Annotated in this window: 15 protein-coding genes; 4 read left to right on the plus strand and 11 right to left on the minus strand. The window is 69.9% G+C overall.

All coding sequences use genetic code 11. The features are described 5' to 3' along the window. Positions 1-25 precede the first annotated feature (25 nt). Positions 26-1,369, minus strand: coding sequence for a pitrilysin family protein (locus ACFWU3_RS20360; protein WP_328863468.1), 1,344 nt, complete (start codon positions 1,367-1,369; stop codon positions 26-28). Between the two features lie 164 nt (positions 1,370-1,533). On the opposite strand from ACFWU3_RS20360, the gene ACFWU3_RS20365 reads away from it, so the two are divergent. Next, positions 1,534-3,984 (plus strand): DNA topoisomerase (ATP-hydrolyzing) subunit A, encoded by a 2,451-nt coding sequence (locus tag ACFWU3_RS20365; RefSeq protein WP_384439193.1) that lies wholly within the window; start codon positions 1,534-1,536, stop codon positions 3,982-3,984. 33 nt (positions 3,985-4,017) lie between these two features. Here the strand turns inward: ACFWU3_RS20365 and ACFWU3_RS20370 are convergent, their stop codons facing one another. Then, a complete protein-coding gene (locus ACFWU3_RS20370; RefSeq protein ID WP_384439196.1) occupies positions 4,018-5,097 on the minus strand; it encodes a CobW family GTP-binding protein in 1,080 nt (359 codons plus the stop codon). Positions 5,098-5,149: 52 nt separating this feature from the next. After that, positions 5,150-6,334 carry a citrate synthase/methylcitrate synthase gene (locus ACFWU3_RS20375; RefSeq protein WP_384439199.1) on the minus strand — a complete coding sequence of 395 codons (1,185 nt, stop codon included), beginning with the start codon at positions 6,332-6,334 and terminating at the stop codon, positions 5,150-5,152. An 87-nt stretch (positions 6,335-6,421) separates the two neighbouring features. On the opposite strand from ACFWU3_RS20375, the gene ACFWU3_RS20380 reads away from it, so the two are divergent. After that, positions 6,422-7,657: a citrate/2-methylcitrate synthase gene (locus tag ACFWU3_RS20380; RefSeq protein ID WP_384439201.1), complete on the plus strand. Its 1,236-nt coding sequence runs from the start codon at positions 6,422-6,424 to the stop codon at positions 7,655-7,657. 105 nt (positions 7,658-7,762) lie between these two features. On the opposite strand, the gene ACFWU3_RS20385 is transcribed toward ACFWU3_RS20380, so the two are convergent. From ACFWU3_RS20385 to ACFWU3_RS20410, 6 genes are all read right to left on the minus strand, one after another. Next, positions 7,763-9,364 (minus strand): glycoside hydrolase family 13 protein, encoded by a 1,602-nt coding sequence (locus tag ACFWU3_RS20385; RefSeq protein ID WP_384439204.1) that lies wholly within the window; start codon positions 9,362-9,364, stop codon positions 7,763-7,765. Positions 9,365-9,472: 108 nt separating this feature from the next. Further along, on the minus strand, positions 9,473-10,348 hold the full coding sequence (locus tag ACFWU3_RS20390; RefSeq protein WP_384439207.1) for a carbohydrate ABC transporter permease: 876 nt from the start codon (positions 10,346-10,348) through the stop codon (positions 9,473-9,475). A gap of 14 nt (positions 10,349-10,362) precedes the next feature. Next, the gene (locus ACFWU3_RS20395) at positions 10,363-11,319 is read right to left on the minus strand and encodes a carbohydrate ABC transporter permease (RefSeq protein WP_384439210.1); all 957 of its coding nucleotides are present in this window, start codon (positions 11,317-11,319) and stop codon (positions 10,363-10,365) included. Positions 11,320-11,322: 3 nt separating this feature from the next. Beyond that, positions 11,323-12,735 (minus strand): extracellular solute-binding protein, encoded by a 1,413-nt coding sequence (locus ACFWU3_RS20400; protein WP_384439213.1) that lies wholly within the window; start codon positions 12,733-12,735, stop codon positions 11,323-11,325. 134 nt (positions 12,736-12,869) lie between these two features. Then, positions 12,870-13,880: a LacI family DNA-binding transcriptional regulator gene (locus ACFWU3_RS20405; RefSeq protein ID WP_384439216.1), complete on the minus strand. Its 1,011-nt coding sequence runs from the start codon at positions 13,878-13,880 to the stop codon at positions 12,870-12,872. A gap of 90 nt (positions 13,881-13,970) precedes the next feature. Continuing rightward, positions 13,971-18,260, minus strand: a complete 4,290-nt coding sequence (locus ACFWU3_RS20410) for a discoidin domain-containing protein (RefSeq protein WP_384439219.1) — start codon at positions 18,258-18,260, stop codon at positions 13,971-13,973. A gap of 329 nt (positions 18,261-18,589) precedes the next feature. Between ACFWU3_RS20410 and ACFWU3_RS20415 the strand changes: the two genes are divergently transcribed. Both ACFWU3_RS20415 and ACFWU3_RS20420 read left to right on the plus strand, forming a co-directional pair. After that, positions 18,590-20,242 carry an ATP-binding protein gene (locus tag ACFWU3_RS20415; RefSeq protein WP_384439222.1) on the plus strand — a complete coding sequence of 551 codons (1,653 nt, stop codon included), beginning with the start codon at positions 18,590-18,592 and terminating at the stop codon, positions 20,240-20,242. After that, positions 20,239-20,961, plus strand: a complete 723-nt coding sequence (locus ACFWU3_RS20420; protein WP_384439225.1) for a response regulator — start codon at positions 20,239-20,241, stop codon at positions 20,959-20,961. The genes ACFWU3_RS20415 and ACFWU3_RS20420 overlap by 4 nt, the downstream gene beginning before the upstream one ends. A gap of 61 nt (positions 20,962-21,022) precedes the next feature. Here ACFWU3_RS20420 and ACFWU3_RS20425 read toward each other — a convergent pair whose 3' ends face one another. Both ACFWU3_RS20425 and ACFWU3_RS20430 read right to left on the minus strand, forming a co-directional pair. After that, positions 21,023-22,615, minus strand: coding sequence for a cation acetate symporter (locus tag ACFWU3_RS20425; RefSeq protein ID WP_384439228.1), 1,593 nt, complete (start codon positions 22,613-22,615; stop codon positions 21,023-21,025). Beyond that, on the minus strand, positions 22,612-23,109 hold the full coding sequence (locus tag ACFWU3_RS20430; protein ID WP_384439231.1) for a DUF485 domain-containing protein: 498 nt from the start codon (positions 23,107-23,109) through the stop codon (positions 22,612-22,614). Before ACFWU3_RS20430 ends, ACFWU3_RS20425 begins: the two co-directional genes overlap by 4 nt. Positions 23,110-23,142 lie beyond the last annotated feature (33 nt).

Raw genomic sequence — 23,142 nt, forward strand, 5'->3', positions numbered from 1 at the left:
GCGGTCAACGGCTCGGCGGCGTCGCTCACTGGTCCGCCCCTTCTTCCTCGTCGCTCTGGTCGTCCTGGTCGGCGGAGACCGGTTCGTACACCAGCACCGCCCTGTTGTCGGGGCGCAGCCGGGCCTGGGCGACCGCCTGCACCTCCTCGGCGGTGATGTCCAGCACGCGGTTGACGGCCGTCAGCGCGAGCTGCGGGTCGCCGAACAGCACGGCGTAGCGGGCCAGTTCGTCGGCGCGGCCGGCGACCGTGCTGAGCCGGTCGAGCCATTCGCGCTCCAGCTGCGCCTGCGCGCGCTCCATCTCCTCCGGCGTCGGGCCCTCGGCGGCGAACCGCGCGAGTTCCTCGTCGACGGCGGACTCGATCTGCGGGACCTCGACGCCACCGGACGTCTTCACGTCCAGCCAGCCGAGCGAGGGAGCACCGGACAGACGCAGCAGACCGAACCCGGCGGCGACGGCCGTGCGGTCCCGCCGCACCAGACGGTTGTGCAGCCGGGAGGACTCGCCGCCACCGAGGACGGTGAGCGCCAGGTCGGCCGCGTCGGCCTCGCGGGTGCCGTCGTGCGGCAGCCGGTAGGCGGCCATCAGCGCACGCGCCGGGACCTCCTCCCGGATCTCCTCGCGCAGCTGCTCACCGATGATCTCCGGCAGCGAGCCGTCGCGCGGCGGCTGCTTGCCGTCGTGGGAGGGGATGGAGCCGAAGTACTTCTCGATCCAGGCGAGCGTCTGCTCCGGGTCGATGTCGCCGACGACCGACAGCACCGCGTTGTTCGGCGCGTAGTACGTGCGGAAGAAGGCGCGGGCGTCCTCGAGGGTCGCGGCGTCGAGGTCGGCCATCGAGCCGATCGGGGTGTGGTGGTACGGGTGGCCCTCGGGGTAGGCGAGGGCGGTCAGCTTCTCGAACGCCGTGCCGTACGGCACATTGTCGTAGCGCTGACGGCGCTCGTTCTTGACGACGTCGCGCTGGTTCTCCATGGACTCGTCGTCGAGGGCGGCGAGCAGGGAGCCCATGCGGTCGGCCTCCAGCCAGAGCGCCAGCTCCAACTGGTGGGTGGGCATCGTCTCGAAATAGTTGGTGCGCTCGAAGCTGGTGGTGCCGTTCAGCGAGCCGCCGGCGCCCTGTACGAGCTCGAAGTGACCGTTCCCCTTCACCTGGCCCGAGCCCTGGAACATCAGGTGCTCGAAGAGGTGAGCAAGCCCTGTACGGCCCTTGACCTCGTGGCGCGAGCCCACGTCGTACCAGAGGCAGACCGCGGCGACCGGGGTCAGGTGGTCCTCGGAGAGCACCACGCGCAGGCCGTTGGCCAGCCGATGCTCAGTCGCTGTCAGGCCGCCGGAGCCGGCCTGCGCTGTGGCCGTGTGACCCATGGGCATGTACGTCCCTTCGATCGCGATATGGAGAGTGCTGCCACTGTATGCAAGCGGGCTGACACCTGGCGAAGTTCCCGGGTCGTGGTCTGCGTTGTCAGTGGGACGGTCCACAATGGTCCGCGTCAGATCCAGATCCGGTACGTGAAGGAGCAGCAGCCGCGATGGCCCGCCGCAGCACGAAGACCCCTCCGCCCGACGACTTCGAGGAGCGGATCCTCGACATCGACGTCGTCGACGAGATGCAGGGCTCCTTCCTCGAGTACGCGTACTCCGTGATCTACTCGCGCGCCCTGCCCGACGCCCGCGACGGCATGAAGCCGGTGCACCGCCGCATCGTCTACCAGATGAACGAGATGGGCCTGCGGCCCGACCGCGGATACGTCAAGTGTGCACGTGTCGTCGGCGAAGTGATGGGCAAGCTGCACCCCCATGGCGACGCCTCGATCTACGACGCCCTGGTGCGGATGGCGCAGCCCTTCTCCATGCGCGTGCCCCTGGTCGACGGGCACGGAAACTTCGGCTCGCTCGGCAATGACGACCCGCCCGCGGCGATGCGTTACACCGAGTGCCGGATGGCCGACGCGACGTCGCTGATGACCGAGTCGATCGACGAGGACACCGTCGATTTCTCGCCGAACTACGACGGCCAGGAGCGGGAACCGGTCGCTCTTCCGGCAGCCTTCCCGAACCTTCTGGTCAACGGCGCGTCCGGCATCGCGGTCGGCATGGCGACGAACATGCCGCCGCACAACCTGGGCGAGGTCATCGCCGCGGCCCGCCATCTGATCAAGCACCCGGGCGCGGACCTCGAGACCCTCATGCGGTACGTCCCGGGGCCGGACCTGCCGACCGGCGGGCGGATCGTGGGCCTCACGGGCATCAAGGACGCGTACGAGTCCGGCCGCGGCACCTTCAAGATCCGTGCCACGGCCGCGATCGAGGACGTCACACCCCGCCGCAAGGGCCTCGTCGTCACCGAACTGCCCTTCACGGTCGGCCCGGAGAAGGTGATCGCGAAGATCAAGGACCTGGTCTCCTCGAAGAAGCTCCAGGGCATCGCGGACGTCAAGGACCTCACGGACCGTGCGCACGGCCTGCGCCTGGTCATCGAGATCAAGAACGGCTTCGTTCCCGAGGCCGTCCTGGAGCAGCTCTACAAGCTGACGCCGATGGAGGAGTCCTTCGGCATCAACAACGTGGCGCTGGTGGACGGCCAGCCGCTGACGCTGGGGCTGAAGGAGCTGCTGGAGGTCTACCTCGACCACCGCTTCGAGGTGGTGCGCCGGCGCAGCGAGTTCCGCCGCACCAAGCGCCGCGACCGCCTGCACCTGGTCGAGGGCCTGCTCGTCGCGCTGATCGACATCGACGAGGTCATCCGGCTCATCCGGTCCAGCGAGAACTCCGCAGAGGCGAAGCGGCGGCTGATCGAGCGCTTCTCGCTGAGCGACATCCAGACCCAGTACATCCTCGACACCCCGCTGCGCCGGCTGACCAAGTTCGACCGGCTGGAGCTGGAGAGCGAGCAGGACCGGCTGAACACCGAGATCGACGAGCTGACGGCGATCCTGGAGTCGGACGCCGAGCTGCGGAAGCTGGTCTCGGGCGAACTGGCCGCGGTGGCGAAGAAGTTCGGCACCGACCGGCGTACGGTGCTGCTGGAGTCCGGTGCCACGCCGGTCGCGGCGGTGGCGCTGGAGGTCGCGGACGACCCGTGCCGGGTGCTGCTGTCCTCGACCGGACTGCTGGCGCGTACCGTCACCGGCGAGCCGATCCCGGACGACGAGGTCAAGCGCGCCAAGCACGATGTGATCGTCTCCGCCGTCCCCGCGACCGCGCGAGGCGATGTGGGGGCGGTGACGTCGACGGGCCGGCTGCTGCGGATCTCGGTGATCGACCTGCCGCAGCTGCCGCACACCGCCTCCGCGCCGAACCTGTCGGGAGGTGCGCCGCTCTCGGAATTCCTCTCGCTGGAGACGGACGAGACGGTGATCTGCCTGACCACGCTCGACGAGTCCTCCCCGGGCCTCGCGCTCGGCACACTCCAGGGCGTCGTCAAGCGGGTGGTGCCCGACTACCCGGCGAACAAGGACGAGCTGGAGGTCATCACCCTCAAGGAGGGCGACCGGATCGTCGGCGGCGTCGAGCTGCGGACCGGCGAGGAGGACCTGGTGTTCATCGCCTCCGACGCCCAGCTGCTGCGCTACCAGGCGTCGCAGGTGCGGCCGCAGGGCCGGGCGGCGGGCGGCATGGCCGGCATCAAGCTCGCGGACGGCGCACAGGTGATCTCGTTCACCGCGGTGGACCCGGCCGCTGACGCGGTGGTGTTCACGGCCGCGGGCTCGACGGGCGCACTGGACGACTCGATCACGACGGTGAAGATGACGCCGTTCGACCAGTACCCGCGCAAGGGGCGGGCGACCGGTGGCGTGCGCTGCCAGCGCTTCCTCAAGGGTGAGGACATCCTGCTGCTCGCCTGGGCGGGCGCGAACCCGGTCCGCGCGGCCCAGCCGAACGGCTCACCGGCGCGGCTCCCGGACCTGGACCCGCGCCGTGACGGCTCGGGCACCCCGCCGCCGTCGCCGGTGGCGGTGCTGGCTGGCCCGGCCGGCTGATCGAGGTTCTGCCGAATGACGTGCCGGAGGGCTTTACGAGCCCTCCGGCACGTCCGGTACGAAGCGCAGGACGCCCCACATGGTGTGTTCATCGGGGGCGTCCCGCGGCCCGGCCACGGGCAGGGCATCGAGCTCCTTGCGCAGGGCCGCGCTGTCGATGCCCGAGCCGATCAGGACGATCCCGCTCTGTCGCCGCTCGCCCGCCGGCCAGGGCTCCGGGTGGAACCGGAGGAAACGGCCGACGGCGTGGACGGCGTAGCGATTGCGCGGATCGAGAGCGCCGAAGTCGACAAATCCCTTGATGCGGTACAGGCCTTCGGGCCGTGAGTCGAGGAAGTCCAGGAGCCGGCGCGGGTGCAGGGGCTCGTCCGCGGTGAAGGAGACGCTCTCGTAGGCGGCGTGCAGATGGTCGCCGTGCGCATGCCCATGAGCATGGCCATCACCCTGCTCTCCGTCTCCGTCCTCGTCCTCCAGGCGCAGGTCATCGAACGAGAGCTGGCCGACGCGCTCGCCCCGGGGCCGGCACTCGAAGAGCAGCTCCGGGTCGATCCGCCCGTACGTCGCACTGACCAGCGCCCCGCTGCCGAGACCGCGGATCCGCTCCCGCAGCCGCTGTCCGGCCGCGTCGTCGACCCGGTCCGCCTTGTTGAGCACCACGAGATCGGCGATGCCGAGGTGCCGGGCGATCTCGGGGTGCCGCTCCAGGGTGGCGTCGAACTCGGCCGCGTCGACGACCTCGACGAGGCCGCCGTACACGACGCGCTCGTTCTCGGCGGCGAGCACCATCCGGACGAGCTCCTGCGGCTCGGCGAGCCCGCTCGCCTCGATGACGATGACATCCAGGCGGGCGTCGGGACGGGCGAGCCGGTCGAGGAAGACGTCGAGTTCGCTCGCGTCGACGGCACAGCACAGACACCCGTTCCCGAGGGACACGGTGGAGTCCCCGAGCTGCCCGGCCACGGTCATGGCGTCGATCTCGATGGCCCCGAAGTCGTTGACGACAACGCCGATACGGGTGCCACGGCCGGCGCGGAGAAGGTGGTTGAGCAGGGTGGTCTTGCCGGATCCCAGGAAGCCCGCGAGGACGATGACGGGCACGGGTTTGCTGGTCATGGGGGTCGAGCGTAGTGGACGCGGCCGACAACTCCGGGCCGCGCACGGCGCTTCAGGACGCCTGCCGCAGCACCGGCGGCGGCCCGACGTACCTCGCCGCCGGACGGATGATCTTGGAGTCCTCCGACTGCTCCAGGATGTTCGCGCTCCAGCCCACCACCCTCGCCGCGCAGAACGTCGGCGTGAACATCTCCCGGGGCAGTTCGCACAGCTCCATGACCACGCCCGCGTAGAACTCCACGTTCGTGTGCAGTTCCCGGCCCGGCTTCAGCTCCGCCAGGATCGCCTCGACCTGCGCCTCCACCTGGACCGCGAACTCCACCAACGGGCCGCCGAAGCTCTCCGCGATGCCCCGCAGCATGCGTGAGCGCGGGTCCTCGGTGCGGTAGACGGGGTGGCCGAAGCCCATGATGCGTTCGCCCGCGAGGACCCGTTCCCGGATCCAGGGGTCGATGCGGTCCGGGGTGCCGATGGCGTCGAGGGTGTCCAGGGCGCGGCTCGGGGCTCCGCCGTGCAGAGGGCCCGAGAGCGCCCCCGTCGCGCCGACCAGACAGGCCGCGAGGTCCGCGCCGGTGGACGCGATGACCCGGGCGGTGAAGGTGGAGGCGTTGAAGCCGTGATCGACGGTGGAGACGAGGTACTGCTCGATCGCCCGGGCTCGGGCGGGTTCCGGCTCCGAACCGGACAGCATGTAGAGGTAGTTGGCCGCGAAGGGAAGGTCCTCGCGCGGTTCGACCGGTTCGAGTCCCCGGCCCAGTCGGTACAGCGCCGTGAGCAGGGTCGGTACGGCGGCACACGCGGTCAGCGCGTCCCTGCGGCGGGACTCGGTGTCGAGGTCGTAGACCGGCCGGAGCCCGGAGGCGGCGCCGAGCAGCGAGAGCGCCGTCCGCAGTCCGGCGAGCGGGCCGGACGGAGCGCTGGAGCGGGCGATGGCCGGCAGCGCCGCCCGTACCTCGTCGGGCAGTCGCCGCAGGGCCGCCGTCTCGGCGAGGAAGGCCCGCCGCCGGTCGGCGTCCGGGAGCTCCCCGTAGAACATCAGATGCCAGACGTCCTCGAACCCGGTGCTCTGCGCGAGCTCGACGGCCGAGTACTGGCGGTAGTGGTAGAAGCCCTCCCGCCCCCGGACATCTCCCAGCGCGGTGTCGGTGACGACGACCCCGGCGAGTCCGCGCGGTACGTCCGTGCGTACGCCCGTCGCCACGCCCGTCGCCACGCCCGTCTGTGCGTCCATCTGCATCACAGCCTCCTCGAATTGATTCGACTGTCCATGCTTGATTGCATCACTGTCAATATTGATTGAATCAATATGTGTACGGTGTCCTTCATGACGGAGAACGCCCCGGAGACGGACCGGATCACCACGCGCGAGGCGGCCGAGCGGCTCGGCGTGAAGCCCGAGACGGTGTACGCGTACGTCAGCCGCGGACAGCTCTCCAGCCGCCGCGACCCCACCGGCCGCGGCAGCACCTTCGACGCCAAGGAGGTCGACGCGCTCGTCCGCAAGGGACGCCGGGAGCCCGCGGCCGGCAGTGACGTCACCCAGCGGATCCGCACCGGCATCACGCTGATCGACAAGGACCGGTACTACTTCCGCGGGGTGGACGCCACCGAGCTGGCCCGCACCCACTCCTACGAGGAGATCGCCGACTGGCTCTGGACCGGCACGCTGCACAGCGGCATCCGCTTCACCTCCCCGCCCGAGCCGCTGGCCGCCGCCCGCCGGGCGGTCGAGGCGCTGCCCCTGCACAGCGGGTCCACGGACCGGCTGCGGGTGGCGGCGATCGCCGCGGCCGTCGCCGATCCGCTCCGTTTCGACCTCGGCCGTGACGCCGTCCTCGGCAGCGCCCGCTCCCTGATCCCCGTCCTGGTCGACGCGCTCCCCACGGTCGGTGAGCCGCACCGGGGAGAGGGCCGGCTGGCCTGGCGGCTGTGGTCACGGCTCACCGCGATACGCCCCGACGAGGCGTTTCTGCGCGCCCTGGACATGGCGCTCTCGCTGCTGATCGACCACGACCTGGCCGCATCCACCCTCGCGGTGCGGGTCGCCGCCTCCGCGCGCGCCCATCCGTACGCCGTCGTGTCCGCCGGGCTCGGCGCGCTGGACGGACCGCTGCACGGGGCGGCCAGCGGGCTCGCCCACCGGATGCTCGCCGATGTGCTCGAACGGGGCGGGGCGGCACCGGTCGTCGCCGACCATCTGCGGGCGGGACGCCGGGTTCCGGGGCTCGGGCACCGTCTCTACCCGGCCCAGGACCCGCGCGCCGAGACCCTGTTCGGCGCACTGGAGCAGATCCCGGCCGCCGGTCCGGCGCTGGAGGCGGCTCGCGAGGTGGAGTCGACGACCGCCCGTCATGTGGAGTTGCACGCCAATGTGGACATGGCGCTCGCCGTGCTCTCGCTGTCGTCGGGGATGCCGGCCGAGGCGGGCGAGACCGTGTTCGCCGTGGCGCGGACGGCCGGCTGGATCGCTCATGCGCTGGAGGAGTACGAGGAGCAGCCGCTGCGGATGCGGCCGAGCGGCCAGTACAGCGGCCCCCGGCCGCCGAGGCCCACACCGTGAACAGGCGGTAAGGGCCAGGGCGGTTGGGACACGTGCCCGTTCAGGAGCGGTGGGCCCGCAGACCTCCGGAGCGTCGAGGAATGAGCCGGCGGCCCCGGCCGCGGGTCAGGACCGCAGCCAGGCCGCCGTGTCCTGCGGGAGGCGCCCGTCGTCGTCCAGGGGACCGCTCGTCAGCAGGACGCTCGTGTGGCCCGGGAGTTCGACGGGCTCCCCGGCGAGGTTGACGACGCATATCAGGCCGCCGGTCCGGACGAAGGCGAGGACGTCCGGGGCGGACCGCAGCCAGTTCAGGGGACCGTCGCCGAAACCCGCTTCGGTGCGGCGCAGACGCAGGGCTTCGCGGTAGAGGACGAGCATGGAGTCCTCCGTCGCGGCCTGCCGGTCGGCTGCGTAGGCGGACCAGTCCGCGGGCTGCGGCAGCCAGGGCTCCTGCTCCGAACCGAAGCCGTAGTGCGGGGCGTCCGCACGCCACGGCAGGGGCACCCGGCAGCCGTCCCGTCCGGGGTCCACCCCGAGCGAGCGGAAGTGCATCGGGTCCTGGATGCGGTCCAGCGGTATGTCCGCCTCGGGGAGGCCCAGTTCCTCGCCCTGGAACAGATAGACACTGCCGGGCAGCGCGAGCGAGAGCAGGGCGGCGGCGCGTGCCCGCCGGGTTCCCGTGACGAGATCGGACGGTGTGCCGAAGCGCTTCTTGGCGAAGTCGAAGCCGGTGTCCTCGGCCCGTCCGTAGCGGGTGACCGTGCGGGTCACGTCGTGGTTGCAGAGCACCCAGGTCGCGGGCGCGCCCACCGGCGCGTGGAAGGCCAGCGTCGTGTCGATGGAGGCACGCAGCTCCGCCGCGTCCCAGGGCCGGGCGAGGAAGTCGAAGTTGAAGGCGGTGTGCAGCTCGTCGGGGCGCAGATAGCGCGAGAACCGGTCCGGGTCGGGCACCCACAGTTCGCCGATGAGGACGCCGTTGTACTCGTCGGCGACGGCCCGCCAGGAACGGTAGATGTCGTGCAGCTCGTCGCGGTCGACGTAGGGAGTGGTGTCATCCTCGGCGGCGTCCGGCAGGTCCGGGTCCTTGGCGCACAGGGCAGCCGAGTCGATGCGTACGCCGGCGGCTCCCCGCTCGAACCAGAAGCGCAGGACGTCCTCGTGCTCCTGGCGGACGACCGGGTGACTCCAGTTGAGGTCCGGCTGCTGCGGCGTGAACAGGTGCAGGTACCACTCGCCGTCCGGAACCCTGGTCCAGGTCTCCCCCGAGAACTGCGACGGCCAGTTGTTGGGCGGCAGTTCACCGTTCTCGCCGCGGCCCGGACGGAAGTGGAACAGCTCGCGCTCCGCGCTGCCCGGTCCGGCCGCGACCGCGGCCCGGAACCACGCGTGCTGGTCCGACAGATGGTTGGGCACGATGTCGACGATGGTGCGGATGCCCAGTCCGCGGGCCTCGCTGATGAGCTTCTCGGCCTCCGCCAGGGTGCCGAACGCCGGGTCGATGGCACGGTAGTCGGCGACGTCGTAGCCGCCGTCCGCCATCGGTGAGAGGTACCAGGGGTTGAACCAGATGGCGTCGATGCCGAGTTCGGCGAGGTAGGGCAGCCGGGCCCGCACCCCGGCGAGATCACCGGTGCCGTCGCCGTCACCGTCGGCGAAGCTGCGTACGTACACCTGATAGATGGCGGCGGCGCGCCACCAGTCGTCCGTGTGATCCAGAGGGGCTGCCACGTGAGGTCCTTTCGGGCAGGTGGGACTCCGCCGCCGGCCCGGACAGCGGGGCGCCAGGGCAGGGCCGGCGGCGGAGGCTCGAGGGGGAACAGGCGGTGCGGGCCGGGGTCAGCCCTTGAGTCCGCCCGCGGTGAGACCGCTCATGATGTTGCGCTGGAAGGCGAGGAAGATCAGGAGTGTGGGGATCGAGGCGATCGTGAGCGCGGCGATCAGCACGTTCTCCGGCACGCCGTTGGAGAGCGAGTAGATACCGACGTTGAGCGTCTGTTTGGTCGGGTCGGGCAGGGTGAGCATCGGCCAGAGGAAGTCCTTCCAGACGCCGATGACCGCGAAGATCGACACGACGCCCAGGATGGGTCGCGAGATCGGCAGCACCACCGACCACAGGGTCCGGAACCGGGACGCGCCGTCGATGGCGGCCGCGTCGAGCAGCTCGTGCGGGATCGAGTCGAAGAACCGCTTGAGCAGGAAGATGTTGAAGGCGTTGGTGACCGACGGAAGCCAGATCGCCCAGGGCGAGTTGAGCAGATTGCGCTCGACGATCGGGACGTCCAGCACCGTCAGGTACTGGGGTACGACGAGAACGGTGGCCGGGATCATCAGTGTCACCAGCATCATCGCGAGGATGGCCTTGCCGAGGACGGGCCGCAGCCGGGAGAGCGAGTAGGCCGCGGCGACGTCGAAGACCAGCTGGAACGCGAGCGCCCCGAAGGCGTAGTAGAGCGTGTTGAACAGCAGCCGGGAGAGGTCCATCACCTCCCAGGCCCGGGAGTAGTTCTCCGGGTTCACCGAGCCCGGGATCAGCGTGGGCGGCGACTGGACGACTTCCTGGGTGGTCTTGAGCCCGCCGGAGACCATCCAGTAGAGCGGTCCGAGGAAGACCAGCGTGAACAGGACCATCACCAGGACGAAGGCGGTCCAGTAGAGCAGTCTGCCGCGGGGCCTGGCGAGTTGGGCGGGTGAGATGAGTGTGCGTGTGGTCATGGCCGTCTTCCCGCCTACTCGTCCTCGGCGCGGCTGAGCCGGACGTACGCCGCGGAGAATCCCGCGAGCAGTACGAGCAGGACCAGGCCGAGCGCGGCCGCGCTGCCGTAGTTGTTGAAGTTGAAGGCGTACTGATAGATCAGATAGACCACCGTCGTGGTCGAGCCCTCGGGGCCGGCGCCGCCGGCGAGCAGGAACGGCTCGGTGAAGACCTGCATCGTCGCGATGATCTGCATCAGCAGCATCAGCGAGAGGATGAGCCGGGTCTGCGGGATGGTGACGTACCAGATCTTGCGCAGGACGCCTGCTCCGTCCAGTTCGGCCGCCTCGTAGAGCTCCCCCGGGATGCCCTGGAGGGCTGCGAGGTAGATGAGGGTGGCGCCGCCCATGTTCATCCAGGTGGCGGCGATGACCACGGAGAGCATCGCGGTGTCGGGATCCTGGAGCCATTGCTGCTGGGGAAGGTGCGCGAGCTCCAGGAGCCGGTTCAGCAGTCCGTAGCCCGGGTCGTAGAGGTACTTGAACAGCAGGACCGAGGCGACCGGCGGCAGCATCACGGGGAGATAGACGAGCAGGCGCAGGAACCCCTGTCCGTGGCGGAACTCGTTGAGGACCAGGGCGACGACGAACGGGACGATGAATCCGAAGACCAGCGCGAGCCCCGTGAACAGGAGGGTGTTGCGCCAGGCCTGCCAGAACGCCGGGTCGTTGAAGACGGTGGTCAGGTTGGACCAGCCGGCCCAGGTGGTCTGTCCGTTCTCGGTCTTCTGGAAGGCCAGGATGAACTCCCTGACCATGGGATACCAGGAGAAGAACGAGAAGCAGACGACGGCGCCGATCAGAAAGCCGTGCGCCGACAGATTGCGGCGCAGGGCCCGTACGAACGCCTCCCTCGACGCGTTCGTACGGGGCCCGCCGCCGCGTCCGGGACGCGGTGCGGCCTTGCGTGGGATGAGAGTGGGGGCCGACATCGGCTACTGGTTCGCCAGGATCTGGTTGACCTGCGACTCGGCGGTGGCCAGCAGCTTGCCGGCGTCGGCGTTCTTGTTGGTCAGGACGCCCGACATCACATTGTCGAGGACCTTGTAGATCTCCTGCGCCTTGGGCGGCTCCGCCTTGCCCTGCACCGGGTTGTCCATGAAGGACTTGAAGTTCTCCACCGGCATGGTGGCGTTGGCCGCGCGCGCCGCGTCGTCCTTCGTCTTGCTGCCGCCCAGCCAGAAGTTGGGCTGCGGCACACCGACGGGCAGACCGTCGGCCTTGGTGCGGGCCCAGTCGAACTGCCCCTTGCCGACCGTGAGGTTCTTGAAGTTGAGCCAGGCGACGGCGGCCTTGATCTTGTCGGGCGAGATCCCCTTCTTGACCATGTAGTTGTTGCCGCCGAAGAGGGTGGCCTTCTGGCCGGGGATCGGGCCCATGCCGAAGTTCTCGTACTTGGCGCCGAGTTGCTGGACCATGTACGCGATGTCGTCGGGCGCGGCGAGGAACATGCCGAGCTTGTCGCTTGCTATCTGCTTCTGCAGGTCGCCCCACTTGAGCAGCTGGGTCTTGCCCATGCTGTCGTCCTGCCAGCGCATCGCCTTGAGGTTCTCGACGACCTGCTTGCCGGTCGCGTCGTTGAAGGCGGCCTTCTTGCCGCTCTCGTCCACGATGTTCCCGCCGAGGCCGTACATCTGGGCGGTGAAGTGCCAGCCGCCGGTGTTGCCGGCGCTGTACTCCCCGAACCCGGCGATGCCGTTGCCGAGTCCGGCGATCTTCTTCGCGGCCGCGCGGACACCTTCCCAGGTCGTCGGCGGGGCGTCGGGGTCGAGCCCGGCCTGCTCGAAGAGCTTGCGGTTGATCAGCAGGCCCATGGTGTAGTTGCTGGTGGGCAGGCCGTAGAGCTTGCCGTCCTTCTTCAGGGAGTTCAGGACGTTCGGGTCGATGTCCCCGATCGCCGGGACGGTCTTCGGCGTGACGTACGCGGTGATGTCCTCGCCGCCGGCGTTGTCCAGGACCTGCGTCAGGTCCGTGAAGTACGTGTAGAAGACGTCCGGCTGGGACTTGGCCTTGAGCATCGCGGTGAACCGCGGCGGCTCCAGGCACTGGCCGGGAGTGGACCGGCCCTCGATCCTGATGTTCGGGTACGTCTTGTTGAACGCCTTGACGTCCTCTTTCCACTCCTTGAGTTCCGCGGCCTTCGCGGCCGGCGGCATGCAGTCGATCGTGAGCGTCAGCTTGGTCTTCGGGTCCAGCGGAGCTGACGGATCGGACGAACCGCCGCCGGATCCCTCGTCGTTGTCACCGCTGCTGCTCGTGCCGCAGGCGGCCAGGGCGGTCAGGGCGAGCGCGGAGACGAGCGCGGTCGCGGCGGAACGGCGCGTACGGCGGAACCCAGCACTTCTCATCGGTGGTCCCCTTCGGGCCTGAGCGTGGATGACCCGCGGCTGACACGCAGCGGGAACGCGGCACACTCAACCACCGGCGACAGAAGACCGCAATATGTCGCGCCGATTTCGTAAATGATTGACAGTCGGTTGAATCAGGGGCGCGGAGCCTTTGCGGTGGAACCGCGCACCACCAGTTCCGGCTCGAAGAGCAGCTCACCGGGCGGGACCTCGCCGCCCTGGATCTGCGCACAGAGCAGTTCGACCGCCGCGCGTCCCATCGCCTCGATGGGCTGGCGGACGGTCGTCAGCGGCGGCTCGGTGCAGTTCATGAAGGCGGAGTCGTCATAGCCCACGACGGAGATGTCGCCGGGGACCGCGAGCCCGCGCCGGCGCGCCGCGCGGACGGCGCCGAGGGCGAGCGGGTCGCTCGCGCAAATGATGCCGGTGACACCGCGGTCGAGCAGCCTGGAGGCCGCCGCCTGCCCGCCTTCCAGCGAGAACATGGAGCGCTCGACGCGCTCGTCGGTCAGCTCCCCGCCGGCCGTCTTCGCGGCCGCGTGGGCCGCCGCGAGCTTGCGCCGGGACGGCACGTGATCGAGCGGGCCGAGGACGAGACCGATGCGGTCGTGGCCGAGTGAGGCGAGGTGGCGCCAGGCCTGCTCGACCGCCACGGCGTCGTCGCACGCGATGCAGGGGAAGTCGAGATTCTCGATGGCGGCATTGATGAGCACCACCGGAATACGGCGTTCGGCCAGCAGCCGGTAGTGGTCGTGCGGGGCGTCCTCCTGGGCGAAGAGCCCACCGGCGAACACCACGCCGGACACCTGCTGCTGGAGCAGCAGTTCGACGTAGTCGGCCTCGGAGACCCCGCCCTTCGTCTGGGTGCACAGGACCGGCGTGAGGCCCTGCTGGGCCAACGCTCCGCCGATCACTTCGGCGAACGCCGGGAAGATCGGGTTCTGGAGCTCCGGCAGCACGAGGCCCACGAGGCGCGCGCGCTCGCCGCGCAGCTGGGTGGGGCGCTCGTAGCCGAGGACGTCCAGCGCGGTCAGGACCGACTGGCGGGTGGCCTCGGAGACCCCCGGCTTGCCGTTGAGCACCCGGCTGACCGTGGCCTCGCTGACCCCTACCTTCTTCGCCACCTGAGCAAGTCGTCGCGTCATGCACGCAAGACTAGCGCAAGCCATGCAAGCGGCTTGCGCTAGTCCGCGTTTCGATCAGAAGCCGATCACGGGTGTGATCCCGGGGCCGGCCTAGGGGTTAATGTTGATCTTGAAGGTGGACGTGGTGTTCTTGATGTCCTGGGCGTTGCCGGCGAACCGCAGGCCGTTGAAGGTGACCTCACCCACCGCGGGCCCCTGGCCCGCTTCGGGCATCTCGTTCGCCCAGAGGCCGAAGCCGGACTTGGCGTCGAAGTCGTCACCGCTCTTGCGCGCACCGGTGATCGAGATGTCACTGAGCACGGTGTCCTTGATCGGGAACTGCGGCTGGCCTCCCACGTAGTTGGTCTGGAACATGATCCCGCTGTACGTCGGATCGACGATGTCGACGTTGTTGACGCGGATCCCCTGGAACACCTTCGAGGCCGAGAAGAGCCAGATCCCGGGGAAGGTCTGCGCGCCCCAGAAGTGGCCGCCGGCCCGGACGATCGAGACGTTCTCGACGGTCGTCGGCTCGGTCCCGAAGCCGTTCATCGGATACCCGAAGTCCAGCGAGCTGATCGTGATGCCCGCGTAGACGAGGGTGTCCGCGATGTGGATGTTGCGGAAGGTGTTGTTGTAGCCGCCGTAGACGGCGATGCCCGCCGCACGCCAGGTGAGGATCGACGTCAGGTTCTCGTAGACGTTGTTCTTCATGTCCGCCCCGCCGGCGTCGATCGCCGAGAACAGGGCGAAACTGTCGTCGCCGGTGGCCCGGGCCTCGTTGTTGGTGACGAGGTTGTCCGTGGAGCCGTTGGTCATGTTGATGCCGTCGGCGAACATGTTGCGGATCCGGGAGTTCTTGATCGTGATCCTGTCGGTGTTCGCGCCCCAGTAGAGGCACACCATGTGCTCGTTCCAGATGTTGTCGATCACGATGTCGGTGACGTTGGCGAAGTCGAACACCTTGCCCGGACCGTCGATGCGTGAGGTGTAGTTCCCGAAGTAGGCGAAGCCCGTGAACGACGAGCCCTTCGCCGCCGCCTCCGCCCGGAAGCCCACATCGGTGTTGTCCTGCGTCGAGGGGGCGTTGAACCGGGTGTACCAGGGCCCGGCGCCGGCCACCTTGACGGCCTTGCCGTAGACCTGGAACTTGCTCGCCGTCTGGTAGTCACCGGCCGGCAGATACACGCCGACCAGCGTGCCGGTCGTGTCCATACGCACCTTGTCCAGGGCGTTCTGCACGTCCTGGTGCGTGAATCCGGCCGGGACGGTGTACTTCGCCGGGTCCGGGTTGGCGACCGGCGCGACCTGCTCCAGGCTGACGAAGTCGATCGCGTAGCGCGAGGTGTTCGCCGCGTCCTTCTGCAGCCTGATCCTGCTGCCCGCCGGGACGGTCTCGCCCAGCATGACGTGCGCCTCGTCGTAGATGTGCCGAGGGGCGCCGGAGCCCGGCGAGTTCCCGGGGCTCGCCTCCGCGCCGTACAGCCAGGAGTACTTCGATGTGAGGTCGACGGCTTTGCGGAGGGTGCCGTTGACGTAGACGTTCAGCGTGGAGTCGATGCCTCCGCCGCCGGGCGCGTCCGGGATGGAGAACCGGGTCACCAGGGTGTTGGTGCTGGCCCTGGTCGTGAACTCGACATAGTTACCGATGTTGTTGAGGGTGACCGCCTTGCGGCCCGAGGCCTCTCCCGCGATGTCGCCCACCGTGCGGTTCGGCCCGACGACGGCCGCTCCGCCGCCCGCGGCGCCGTCCTCGGCCTCGTACATGTCGTAGGGCATGTTCGCCCCGCGGCCGATGAACAGCGACTGACTGCTCGTGTTGTTGGCGCGCTTCACGGGCAGTTCGTTGCCGTCGTCGGCGACGACCACCTTGACGGTGTACGAGCCGTTGGCGGCCGCCCAGGTACCGAGGTTGACCGGCGCAGCGGTCGCCCCCGCGGCGATGACCCCGCTGTGCGCACCGGTGAGGGTCTTCACCGTGGCGCCCTTGGAGTCGGTCAGGGTCAGCGTGATGCCATGGCTTCCGCCTGCCGAGGCGATCGTGCCCTGGTTCTTCAGAGCCACGGAGAAGGTCACGGTGTCACCCGCGGAGGCGCCGCTCGGCGTCCAGTTCACGGCCGAGGCGATCAGGTCGGAACTGTCGACGGGCTTCACCACGAGCGAGGTGGGGCTGGTGTAGGTGTTGTTGGACTCGTTCTGCTCGATGACGGCGTTCGCCTCGTCGGCCACCGCGCTCAGCTGGTAGGTGCCCGCGTCGCGGGCGCCGATGGTGGCACTGACGACGGTCTGCGCCCCGGCCGCGAGGGCCCCGACCGCGGCCGAGCCCACCTTCGTCCCGCCGAGGCGGAAGGCGAGGGTGCTCGCGGCGGAGGCCGCGGGACCGCTGTTGCGGACGGTGGCGGACAGCGTGATCGGATCCGACTCGACGGGCGCTGCGGGCGCGGCCGTGAGACCGGTGACCTCCAGGTCCGGGTTGGGCGCGGCGACTCCGATGACCTGGAACTCGGCGATCTGCCCCGCGGACGAGCCGGTGTTGGAGGTGAACCTCAGCTGGACGTCCGCGACGCGGGCGTCAACCGGGATCGTCACGGTGTTCTGACCCGCGGGGTTGAAGGCGTAGTCCTTGGCGGCCACCAGGCCGGTGAAGCCGGATGCGCTCTGTTCACGGCCGAGGACCTGGATGTTCTGCGTGCGACTGCCCCAGGAGCTGTCCGGGTTGAGCTTCAGGACGAGGCTGCTGACGTCGGCGTTGGCACCCAGCTTGACGGTGAGGGTGTTCGGGTAGCTGCCCGCCGCGCCCTCCCAGTAGGTGGCGAGGCTGTTGTCGTTGGCGTTCTCGGCGACGAACGTGTGGATCACGGACGACGCGGTGATCGGCCTGCCGACCGCGAGGTTCGACCCGTTGCCACCGCTGCCGTTGCGGGTGACGGTGTTGCTGTTCCCCGACTGGTTCCCGGCCGCGTCCTTGGCCCGCACGAAGTACGACACGGTCGCACTCGCCGGCTGCGTGTCCGTGAACGTCGTGACATTGCCCGCCACGCTCTGGCGCAGCGAGTTGTTCGCGTAGATGTCGTAGCCGGTCACCGCCGTGTTGTCGGTGGACGCCCCCCAGGCCAGCCTGATCTGTCCGGCGGCGGGTTCGGTGAAGGCGAGGCCCGCCGGGACCGTCGGGGCCTGGGTGTCGCCGGTGTCGCCCCTGCGGGTCACGGTGTTGCTGTTCCCCGACTGGTTCCCGGCCGCGTCCTTGGCCCGCACGAAGTACGACACGGTCGCACTCGCCGGCTGGGTGTCGGTGAACGTCGTGACATTGCCCGCCACGCTGGTCCGCAGGTCACCGCCTGCGTAGATGTCGTAGCCGGTCACCGCGGTGTTGTCGGTGGACGGCTTCCAGGCCAGCCTGATCTGTCCGGTGGCCGGTTCCGTGAAGGTGAGTTCGGTGGGCGCGGTCGGCGCCTGCGTGTCCCCGGTGGCCGGACCGTAGACCTCCAGCTCGGACAGCTGGGCCGCGGCCCTGCCGGAGTTGGCGGTGACGAGGACCCGGACGTACCGCGTGGTGGCGGCGTCGAAGGTGATCGTCGCCGACTGCCCGCCGGCCGCGTTGAAGGCGTAAGCCTTGGACGCGGTCAGGTCCGTGTAGTCGGTGCCGTTGGCGCTGCCCTGGATCTGGAGGGTCTGCGTTCGGTCCGGCCAGCCGTCGGGCAGCCGCAGCACCACGCGGTCTATGCGGACGGATGCGCCGAGGTCGGCGCGGATCCACTGCGGGAGGCTGCCGTTGGCGCTCTCCCAGTAGCTGGCCTTGTTGCCGTCGTTCGCGTTGGCCGCGGTGTAGCCCTCGGTGTGGCTGCTCGCGGTGAGCGTCTTGCCGCGGGCCAGATCGAGGGAAGACTCGCCGGCCGCGTGCACCTCCAGCTCACTGAGCTGGGCGGCGGCCCAGCCGGTGTTGGCCGTGATGTGGATGCGGACGAATCTGGTCTGGGTGGCCGGGAAGCCGACGGTCACGGTGTTGGCCGAGCCCGGCTGGAAGCTGTAGGCGGCGGAGCTCTTGATCGTGGTGAAGCCGGTGCCGTCGGCGCTGCCCTGCACGGACAGCGTCTGGCTGCGGCTTTCCCAGCCCGCGGGCAGCTTCAGCACCACCTCGTCGATCCGGTTGGGGGCCCCGAGATCGGTCTGCACCCATTGGGGAAGGCCCGGTCCGGCGCTCTGCCAGTACGTTCCCTGGCTGCCGTCGGTGATGTTCCCGGCGGGGTACTCGGCATGGGCGGTGCCGGCGGTCGCGGGTCTGCCCGCGGCGATATTGGGGCCGTCGGCCGCCGAGGCGGTGAGCGTCGGCCATCCGATCAACAGAAGGCTGGTCGTGATCACGGCGGAGAGCACCCGCCAACTCCGGCGTTGCGGTCTCATTTGTCCCCGATCTTCGGCCTCGCGCCGAGGCGAGGCGCGGCTCTGTCGGCGTACATGACGACGTGCCCGTGCGACTGGCATTTGTGCACGGTTGAACTGAGACTTTTGCGTTCAGCGGTCAGAGAGTTGCAGAGAACTGCCAAGTCGTCTACCGCCATGACCGCGTCAAATTCCACCGCCGATCGCCCTGGAACCCTCGAATCCGCCCACACCAGCGGCTTTATCGCCGACTTTCACGAAATCGCAAACCGACTGCAATTCACGCAAGCGGCTTGCGTCACACTCCAGAAATTTCAGAAAGGGCTGCTCGACCTCTACCGTTCGTAGGCATGAGTCCCGAACCGACCCCGCCGGCCGGACGCCGGCAGTTCGGCTGGCCGCAGCGGGTCTTCTCCCAGGTCCTGCTGATGCAGCTGGCCATCGCGACCGGTGTGACCGTCCTGGCCACCGGTCTCTTTCTGGCGCCTCTCAGTGAGCAGCTCGACGACCAGGCCATGCGCCGGGCGCTGGCGATCGCCGAGACGACGGCGTCCACCGAGGTCGCCGAGGACCTCACCGGCACCCGGCCCACGGCCACAGGACCGGTCCAGGCCGAGGCCGAGCGGATCCGCAGGGCGACCGGCGCCGAGTACGTCGTGGTCATGGACCGGACCGGGGTGCGCTGGTCGCACACCTCCCCCGCCCAGATCGGCCGGGTCGTCTCGACCGACCCGAGCGACGCGCTCGCGGGCCGGGACGTCATGGAGATCGACAGCGGCACGCTCGGCCGCTCCGCCCGGGGCAAGGTGCCGCTGCGCGACGACAGCGGCGCGATCGTCGGAGCGGTGTCCGTCGGTATCGAGTACGACAGCGTCCGCGCCCGTCTCCTCGCGGCGATCCCCGGCCTGCTCGCCTACGCCGGGGGCGCCCTGGCCGTCGGGGCGCTGGCCGCCTATCTGATCTCCCGCAGACTTCAGCGCCAGACCCATGACCTGGCCTTCTCCGACATCTCCGCGCTGCTGGCCGAGCGGGAGGCGATGCTGCACGGCATCCGCGAGGGCGTTGTGGCCCTCGACGCGGCGGGCAGGGTCCGGCTGATGAACGACGAGGCGGAGCGGCTGCTCGGCCTCGGTTCCGACGCCAGGGGCCTGCCGCTCACCGAGGTGCTCGGCGAGGGCCGTACGGCCGATGTCCTCACCGGCCGCGTCACCGGCGAGGACCTCGTCACCGTGCGGGGCCACCGTGTGCTGATCGCCAACCGGATGCCCACGGACGACGGCGGCGCCGTCGCCACCCTGCGTGACCGCACCGAACTGGAACAGCTGGGCCGGGAGCTGGACTCCACCCGCGGTCTCATCGACGCCCTGCGGGCCCAGGACCACGAGCACGCCAACCGGATGCACACCCTGCTCGGGCTGCTGGAGCTGGAGATGCACGAGGAGGCGGTGGAGTTCGTCACCGAGGTCGTCGGGGTGCACCGCGCCACCGCCGAGCAGGTCACCGAGAAGATCCACGACCCGCTGCTGGCCTCCCTGCTGGTGGGGAAGGCGACCGTCGCGGCCGAGCGCGGGGTCTCCCTGCGCATCGCCCCGGACACCCTGCTGCCCGACCGTCTGGTCGATCCGCGCGGCATCGTCACGGTCGTCGGCAACCTCGTCGACAACGCCATGGACGCCGCAGCGGGTTCGCAGGACGCGCGCGTCGAGGTCCGTCTGCGGGCGGAGGGGCGTACAGCGGTGCTGCGGGTCTCGGACAGCGGCCCCGGAGTGCCGCCGGAACAGCGCGAGCAGATCTTCACCGAGGGCTGGTCCACCAAGGAACTCCCGGCCCACGGCAAGCGCGGCATCGGGCTGGCACTGGTGCGCCGGCTCGCGGAACGGCAGGGCGGCAGCGCACGCGTCGGCGAAGCGGCGGGCGGAGGCGCGGAGTTCACCGTCGTGCTGCCCGAATCGCTGACCGAACTCGCCGATCCGGAGCCGGCCGTCGCCGGGGAGGCACCGTGAACGACCGACCCACCGAGACCACCGAGACCACCGAGAATCCTGTCGAGGTCCTCGTCGTGGACGACGACGTCCGCGTGGCGGAGATCAACGCGGCCTACGTGGCGAAGGTGCCGGGCTTCCGGGTCGCGGCGACAGCGCATTCGGCGACCGAGGCACTCGCCCGGATCACCGACACCCCTGTGGACCTGGTGCTCATGGACCACTACCTGCCGGACGGGAACGGCCTCGCGGTCGTCCGGGAGCTGCGCCGGCTGGGCCATCACACCGACGTGATCATGGTGACGGCGGCGCGCGACGTCGCCACCGTCCAGGCGGCGATGCGCCACGGCGCGCTCCAGTACCTGGTGAAGCCGTTCAACTTCGCCGGTCTGCGGGCCAAGTTGGAGGCGTACGCGGGGCTGCGCCGCACGCTGCGCGGTGGAGGGGAAGCGGAACAGGCCGAGGTGGACAGGATCTTCGGCGCGCTGTCGGCCGGATCGGTCGCCCCCGATCTGCCCAAGGGACACTCGCCGACCACCGCCGAGGCCGTACGCCAGGTGCTGCTGGCGGCCGACGGGCCGCTGTCCACGCAGGAGATCGCGGACCGGGCGGGCGTCAGCAGACAGACCGCGCAGCGCTATCTCAAGCTGCTGGAGCGCACGAGCCGCGTGCAACTGAGTCTCCGGTACGGCGAAACCGGCCGCCCCGAGCACCGCTACTCCTGGGCCGCGAGCCTCTGACCGAGCGGCAGGGACCGCCGGCGGATGGGCCCCGCGTCGGACCGCACCGGCCCCTCCCGCGTCAGACCGCCCCCGCGCCCGTCAGCGCCCGTACCTCCGTCTCGGCGTGCCGGGCGTCGTCCGGGGGCTCCGAAGAGATGACGGTGCCGATCCAGCCCGCGAGGAAGCCCAGCGGAATGGAGACCACGCCCGGGTTCTGCAGCGGGAAGACATGGAAGTCGACGCCCGGGAACAGCGACTCCGGGCTGCCGGACACCACCGGTGAGAGCACCACCAGCAGCATGGCGGGGATCAGTCCCCCGTAGACCGACCAGACGGCGCCGCGCGTCGTGAAGTTGCGCCAGAACAGCGAGTAGAGCAGGACGGGCAGATTGGCGGAGGCGGCGACGGCGAAGGCCAGGCCCACCAGGAACGCCACGTTCAGATCGCGGGCCAGCAGACCGAGGGCGATCGCCACGGCGCCGATCCCGGCGGCGGCGAGCCGCGCGACCGCGACCTCGCTGCGCTGCTTGGCGTGCCGGCGCTTGAGCGAGGCGTACAGATCGTGGGCGACCGAGGCCGACGAGGCCAGGGTGATGCCGGCGACCACGGCCAGGATCGTCGCGAAGGCGACCGCGGCGACCACCGCGAACAGCACCGTGCCTCCGGTGGAGCCCGCGCCTCCGCCGAGGTCCAGGGCGAGCAGCGGTACGGCCGTGTTCCCCGCGGCGTTGGACGCACGGACCTCCTCGGTGCCGAGCACCGCGGCGGCACCGAAGCCGAGCACGATCGTCATCAGATAGAAGCTGCCGATCAGGCCGATCGACCAGACCACCGAACGGCGGGCGGCCCGTGCGGTGGGCACGGTGTAGAAGCGCGACAGGATGTGCGGCAGGCCGGCCGTACCCAGGACGAGCGCCAGGCCGAGGCTGATGAAGTCCAGCCGCGCGGTCCAGTCCCCGCCGTAGCGCAGGCCGGGCGACAGGAAGTCCTTGCCGTGGCCGCTGCGTTCGGCGGCGGTGTTGAGCAGGTGGTTCACATCGCCCTGGAAGCGGGTGAGGACGAGCAGTGTCATGGCGATCGCACCCGCCATCAGCAGGACGGCCTTGACGATCTGGATCCAGGTCGTCGCCCGCATCCCGCCGAACGACACATAGATGACCATCAGCGCCCCGACGCCCACCACCGTCCAGGACTGAGCGGCCTCGCTGGTGCCGCCGAGGAGCAGCGCGACGAGGCTGCCCGCGCCCACCATCTGCGCCACCAGGTAGAGCACCGACACGGTGACCGACGACGTGCCCGACGCGATACGCACCGGGCGCTCCCGCATCCTCGACGCGATGACGTCGGCGAGGGTGAACCGGCCGCAGTTGCGCACGAGTTCGGCGACGAGCAGCAGCACGACCAGCCAGGCGACGAGGAAGCCGACGGAGTAGAGCATGCCGTCGTACCCGTAGAGGGCGATCAGACCGGAGATGCCGAGGAAGGAGGCGGCGGACATGTAGTCACCGGCGATGGCGAAGCCGTTCTCCATCGGGGAGAACAGCCGGCCACCGGCGTAGAACTCCTCCGCCGAGCCGTGTCGGTTGCGGCTCACCCAGGTGGTGATCCCGAGCGTGACCGCGATGAACGCGCTGAACAGGAGCAGCGCCAGGGTCTGGTGGTCGCCGGTCACCGCTCGCTCCCCCGGGCCGTCTCCTGTGCCCTCGCCCGGTCGAACACGGTCCAGCGCAGATCGAGCGCGGCACGGTCCCGCCGCAGTCGCGCATGGCGGGCATAGGCCCAGGTCAGCAGGAAGGTGGTGAGGAACTGGCCGAGGCCGGCGACCATGGCCACGTTCACGGCGCCCGCGACGGGCCGGGCCATCAGACCGGGAGCTGCGGTGGCCGCCACGACATAGGCCAGGTACCAGAGGAGGAAGGCGAGGGAGGCGGGGACGACGAAACGGCGGTAGCGGCTGCGGACCTCCTGGAAGGCGGCGCTGCGGTGCACCTCCAGGTAGATCTCCGCGGTCCCGGGCCGGTCGGCGGCCCGCTCCACGGGCTGCACCGGGACGGCGATGGCGGGAGCACCCGTGCTGTCCAGTTCGCCCCAGCCGGCGGCCAGTGCGTCGTACCACGGGTCGTCGAGCCGCACCGCGGCGGCGTCCTGCCCGTCCTGCTTCTCCACCGATCAACTCTCCTTGTCAGCGAACCGTTTCGG

The sequence above is a fragment of the Streptomyces sp. NPDC058685 genome (assembly GCF_042714725.1).
GTDB lineage: Bacteria > Actinomycetota > Actinomycetes > Streptomycetales > Streptomycetaceae > Streptomyces.

Coding starts and splice junctions, on each gene's coding strand:
- ACFWU3_RS20410 (WP_384439219.1), bottom strand. CDS start 18,260: ATGAGACCGCAACGCCGGAGTTGGCGGGTGCTCTCCGCCGTGATCACG.
- ACFWU3_RS20395 (WP_384439210.1), bottom strand. CDS start 11,319: ATGTCGGCCCCCACTCTCATCCCACGCAAGGCCGCACCGCGTCCCGGA.
- ACFWU3_RS20400 (WP_384439213.1), bottom strand. CDS start 12,735: ATGAGAAGTGCTGGGTTCCGCCGTACGCGCCGTTCCGCCGCGACCGCG.
- ACFWU3_RS20390 (WP_384439207.1), bottom strand. CDS start 10,348: ATGACCACACGCACACTCATCTCACCCGCCCAACTCGCCAGGCCCCGC.
- ACFWU3_RS20365 (WP_384439193.1), top strand. CDS start 1,534: ATGGCCCGCCGCAGCACGAAGACCCCTCCGCCCGACGACTTCGAGGAG.
- ACFWU3_RS20375 (WP_384439199.1), bottom strand. CDS start 6,334: ATGCAGATGGACGCACAGACGGGCGTGGCGACGGGCGTGGCGACGGGC.
- ACFWU3_RS20370 (WP_384439196.1), bottom strand. CDS start 5,097: ATGACCAGCAAACCCGTGCCCGTCATCGTCCTCGCGGGCTTCCTGGGA.
- ACFWU3_RS20415 (WP_384439222.1), top strand. CDS start 18,590: ATGAGTCCCGAACCGACCCCGCCGGCCGGACGCCGGCAGTTCGGCTGG.
- ACFWU3_RS20405 (WP_384439216.1), bottom strand. CDS start 13,880: ATGACGCGACGACTTGCTCAGGTGGCGAAGAAGGTAGGGGTCAGCGAG.
- ACFWU3_RS20380 (WP_384439201.1), top strand. CDS start 6,422: ATGACGGAGAACGCCCCGGAGACGGACCGGATCACCACGCGCGAGGCG.
- ACFWU3_RS20360 (WP_328863468.1), bottom strand. CDS start 1,369: ATGGGTCACACGGCCACAGCGCAGGCCGGCTCCGGCGGCCTGACAGCG.